5 protein-coding genes are annotated in these 4,577 nt (G+C 60.7%); 3 read left to right on the forward strand and 2 right to left on the reverse strand.

Annotated elements, in window-relative coordinates; genetic code table 11:
- Both IL54_RS23775 and oxdA read right to left on the reverse strand, forming a co-directional pair.
- A partial coding sequence (locus IL54_RS23775; RefSeq protein WP_272945526.1) for an amidase family protein occupies positions 1–401 on the reverse strand: 401 nt, incomplete at its 3' end.
- 13 nt (positions 402–414) lie between these two features.
- Positions 415–1,485 carry an aliphatic aldoxime dehydratase gene (gene oxdA / locus IL54_RS21010; RefSeq protein WP_037480141.1) on the reverse strand — a complete coding sequence of 357 codons (1,071 nt, stop codon included), beginning with the start codon at positions 1,483–1,485 and terminating at the stop codon, positions 415–417.
- A 319-nt stretch (positions 1,486–1,804) separates the two neighbouring features.
- Between oxdA and nthA the strand changes: the two genes are divergently transcribed.
- Genes nthA through IL54_RS21025 form a run of 3 tightly spaced genes read left to right on the forward strand, consistent with a single transcriptional unit; the run spans position 1,805 to position 4,278 of the window.
- Positions 1,805–2,428, forward strand: coding sequence for a nitrile hydratase subunit alpha (gene nthA, locus IL54_RS21015; protein WP_037480142.1), 624 nt, complete (start codon positions 1,805–1,807; stop codon positions 2,426–2,428).
- A 30-nt stretch (positions 2,429–2,458) separates the two neighbouring features.
- A complete protein-coding gene (nthB, locus tag IL54_RS21020) occupies positions 2,459–3,091 on the forward strand; it encodes a nitrile hydratase subunit beta (RefSeq protein ID WP_037480144.1) in 633 nt (210 codons plus the stop codon).
- Positions 3,092–3,102: 11 nt separating this feature from the next.
- The gene (locus tag IL54_RS21025) at positions 3,103–4,278 is read left to right on the forward strand and encodes a GTP-binding protein (RefSeq protein WP_037480145.1); all 1,176 of its coding nucleotides are present in this window, start codon (positions 3,103–3,105) and stop codon (positions 4,276–4,278) included.
- Positions 4,279–4,577: the final 299 nt, after the last annotated feature.

The following is a 4,577-nucleotide window of genomic DNA, read 5'->3' on the forward strand; positions in this document are numbered from 1 at the left end:
GAGCCCCCGGCATCCAGTACACGAGTCACGACCGTCGCGTCGAAACTGGGCACGAAGCCCTCCAATGTCGCCGATCCGTTCATCATCGGTACGCCAGCGACGTTGATATTATCCTTGATCGCGACAGTCCTGCCATGCAGCTTGCCGGTCGAGGCGCCCTGCACCATGGCCTTCCAATACCAAGCGTTGCCGCATGTTTCCTCCCCTTCGGGGCGATAGCCCGGCGCGCGCGGATAGCGCAGCGGCGGCACCTCGTCGGGAAGATCGTCGATCATCTGATAATCGGCAAGGAAGCCGTCCATCAGGACCCGATAGTCCTGCACCTGATCGGGCGGCAGAGTCATGTGCAGGCTGGCGGCGATGTCGGCCAGTTCGGCGGTCGACGGCGTGCGGATGGTCATGGATGATCCCCGATCAGTTGGCGTCGGCGCCGATGCGGGCGTCGCGCATCAGGCCGCTATTGGGATGGCAATTGATATATTCATAATATTGGTCAGCAGCGTCGACCACCAGCACCTCATGATAGAGCCTGAGCTTCTCAAGCGAAGTGGCGACCCGGAAGAAGGTGACGAAGATGCGCAAATGCGTCGGATGAGATTCCGCCCAGCGCTCCAGTAGGTCGAGCGACCGCCAGTGGCCCAGGTCGAAACTCTGGTCGATCGGTCGCCCGTCCAGATCGATATGCCGGACATAGCGGTTCGAATAGCAGCCGACACTGGCACCCTGATCGCGCAGGAAATCCATGCCCGCGCGTAGCGTCGGCTCGATCTCCTCCAGATACAGGACGCGCTCTTCCGCTCCGGCCTCCTCCCAATCCTGTCCTGACCGGATCAGGCAGAGATTGTCATGCCCGCCGATGATGACCCGGCCCCGTGCCTGCGGGTCGCCGGCAGCAACGGTCAGGTCGCCCTTCGCCGCCAGCCAGTCGGTCTGCGAAGCGGCCATCCGGTCACGCATCGACCCCCAATAGCCATGTTCCTCAATCTGGTCGCTGACGCGATCCATGACCGCGCCGACGCCGGGCAGCGCATCACGAAAGGCATAGAGCGTCTCGAACTGATCGACGCGTGGGGCCAGTATCTCGCGAAAATAGCCTAGCCCGTCGGACAGGCGCGCATCCGCCTGCCACCAGTCCCGCACCGGCGCGGCATCCTGCCAGCGCGCGAACGCGGCGGGATCGCCCCAGTAGGCGATGGCCATGCGATTGTCATAGCCATCGGTGTCGGCATAATCGACCAGGTCGAAATGACCCGGACCGTCCGTCGCCTGAAACATCGCGACGATGTGCCGCAGCGCATCCAGCGAAGCGGCGTTGGCGAGACCATCGCCACTTTTCGACTGCACGCCGAAATGCGCCATCACGACCTGCTTGAGCGACGGATCGGCACGCGCCACCCACATGGGGAAAGGCGGAACATAGTCGGCCGCGACCCGGCGCGAGAGGCTACGCGGGCATTTGAGGTGGGTATCGATTGCGGATTCCATGTCGCCGATGGTCCTTTCCGGGCGCGAACTTAGCCCTCCATGAGCCGGTCGATAGGCTCGCGGAAAGGCATGGACCGATCATATCGGGCGGCAGCGCGAGATATTGCCAAGGCTTGCGAAGTCATTGGCATATCTTGCTATTCATTCCGTTGGCCTAGGTTCCCGCAAGATGTGTCAACAGCTCCGCAGGATCGGGCAATACGTGCCTGGTCGAGGCATCCAATCTCTTGGCGATATCGGCGCAAGCCCGGCGACCTCGCCCGAACTGAGGTCCGCTTGCGGTCGTATCGACCTGATCTCATCGAGAGAGGAAAAGGGAATGTCTGTCGGGGTAGAAGAGATGCATGACAACCGACCCGGCCTGCCGTTGCAGGCGTCGGCCGAAGAGCGCGCCCGCGCGCTCTATCAGGTTTTGAAGGACAAGGGCGTTGCAGCGGACGGCTTTGTCGAAGGATGGCAAAAGGTGTTCGAGGAGGATTTCTCCCCCCGGCGCGGCGCAGAATTGGTCGCCCGCGCCTGGACCGACCCGGATTTTCGGGATTTGCTGCTCAGCGATGGCACAGCAGCTGTAGGGCAATATGGCTATCTGGGGCCGCAGGGCGAATATATCGTCGCGCTGGATGACAGCGCCAGCGTCAAGCATGTCGTAACCTGCACGCTATGTTCCTGCACCGCCTGGCCGATCCTTGGCCTGCCACCGACATGGTATAAGAGCTTTGAATATCGGGCGCGCATCTGCCGCGAACCGCGCAAGGTGCTGGCCGAAATGGGCACCGACATCCCCGCCGAGGTCGCCATCAAGGTTTATGATACGACCGCCGAAACGCGGTACATGGTCCTGCCCGTCCGTCCCGAAGGGACCGGGGGCTGGAGCGCGGAGCAGCTCGCCCAGATCGTCACCAAGGACTGCCTGATCGGCGTCGCCTTGCCCAAGGCAGGCTGAACCCAAGACTTCAAGCAAAGGACAGACATAATGGACGGTATCCATGATCTCGCCGGGATGCAGGGCTTCGGGAGGGTCGATCATATCGCCGATGCGGACGTCGGCGGCCCGTTTCACCATGACTGGGAGGCGATCGGCTATGGCGGCATTTTCCTGGGTGTGGAAAAGGGCATTTTCAGCATCGATGAAGTGCGTCACGCGGTCGAGCGGCTGGAGCCGCTCTATTATCTGATGACTCCCTATTATGAACGCTATGTCGTCGGCGTAGCCTCCCTACTGGTCGAAAAAGGCGTGTTGACGCAGGATGAACTGGTCGCCGCGACCGGCAAGCCCTTCCCGCTGGCCCGGCCTGCCTTGTCGCAAGGTCGTGCCCCGCGCCAGGATCGCTCTCTCTTTGCGGTCGGCGATCGCGTCCGGGTACGCGACGATCATTTTGCCGGACATGTCCGCTATCCCGCTTATTGTCGGGGCAAGGTGGGGACCGTCACGCACCGCACCAGCGCACAATGGCCGTTCCCCGACGCGATCGGCCATGGGCGCAACGACTGCGGATCGGAACCAACGCTCCATGTCGAATTTGCAGGGGCTGACCTATGGGGCGACGATACCGACGCCTCCGCCGTGGTGGTCGATCTGTTCGAAACCTATCTCGAACCCGCCTGAGCCATAGGGCCATGGATGACACCCGCCTCCCGGTCACCGTCCTCTCCGGCTTTTTGGGCGCGGGGAAAAGCACCTTGCTCAGTCATATCCTGAAAAACCGTCAGGGCCGACGGGTCGCCATCATCGTCAATGACATGAGCGAGATCAATATCGACGCCGCTGACATGATGCGTGATGTCGCCCTCAGCAGGTCGGAGGAACGGCTGGTCGAAATGACCAATGGTTGCATCTGCTGCACTCTGCGGGAGGATTTGCTGGAACAGATCAGCCTACTCGCAGCAGAGCAGCGGTTCGATTATCTGCTGATCGAATCGTCAGGTATTTCCGAACCCCGGCCGGTCGCGGAAACTTTCACCTTTATCGACCCTGCGGGAAGAACGCTGGCCGATGTCGCGCGACTGGATACAATGGTGACGGTCGTGGACGCTCGTCACTTCCTGCGCGACTTTCGCGCTGGCGAGTGGCTGGAGGCAGGTTTGCCGGGCGATCGCGACCTCTCACAATTGCTGATCGACCAGATCGAGTTTGCCGACATGATCCTTGTCAGCAAGGTGGATCTGGTATCCGCGGACGCGATCGACGAATTGCTAGCGATCCTGCGCCGCCTCAATCCTGTGGCTACCATCAGGTCTATGCAGATGGGCAAGGTTCCGCTCGACTGGATTCTCGACACCCGCCTTTTCTCCCTGGAACGGGCGGAAAGCGCGCCGGGGTGGTTGCGGGAACTGCGGGGCGACCATGTACCGGAGACGGAAGAATATGGCATAGCATCCTGCGTCTATCGCGCCCGCGCGCCCTTCCATCCAAGACGCTGGAATGACTTTCTCGCACAACCCTGGAGCAATGGCCGCCTGTTGCGGGCGAAGGGCCATTTCTGGAATGCCGCCCGCTTCGCCGAAATCGGAAGTATCTCCCAAGCCGGAACCCTGATCCACCAAGGCTATATAGGGCGATGGTGGAATTTTATCCCCCAGGTCAACTGGCCCTTAGATGAGGATCGGCGCAGTGCGATCCTGCAGCAATGGGAGGAACCGGTCGGCGATTGTCGGCAGGAACTCGTCTTCATTGGCCAGCATATCGATCGCGAGACGCTATTTAGGCGACTGGACGCTTGCCTTTTGACGGTAGCGGAGATTGCTCTTGGTCCAGATCGCTGGAAAGATTTTGGCGCCGTTGCCGATGATTGAGAAGAAAGAAGGCTCTTAGCGACCTTGATGCGATGTTCAGGATTCGATTGTAATACCCGATGTCCGGACGTTCCGCCTTCCTATTCTGGACACCCAGGACTGGGCTGATTGCAGAATGACTGGTTCCAGATGATATGAACGTGAAGCGGACCATCATTCAGCTGGACTTGTAACCTATTTGCGCCGGTCACCCATCCCATTGAGCCGCCTTGACTTCGAAGGCGAGCAGGCTGATGCCACCGGGATATGAATGTCGACGGCGGGTGATGTAGAGCCCGTTGATCTTCATCAGCCGCCCG

Source organism: Sphingobium sp. ba1 (genome assembly GCF_000743655.1).
In the GTDB taxonomy this organism is placed as follows: domain Bacteria; phylum Pseudomonadota; class Alphaproteobacteria; order Sphingomonadales; family Sphingomonadaceae; genus Sphingobium.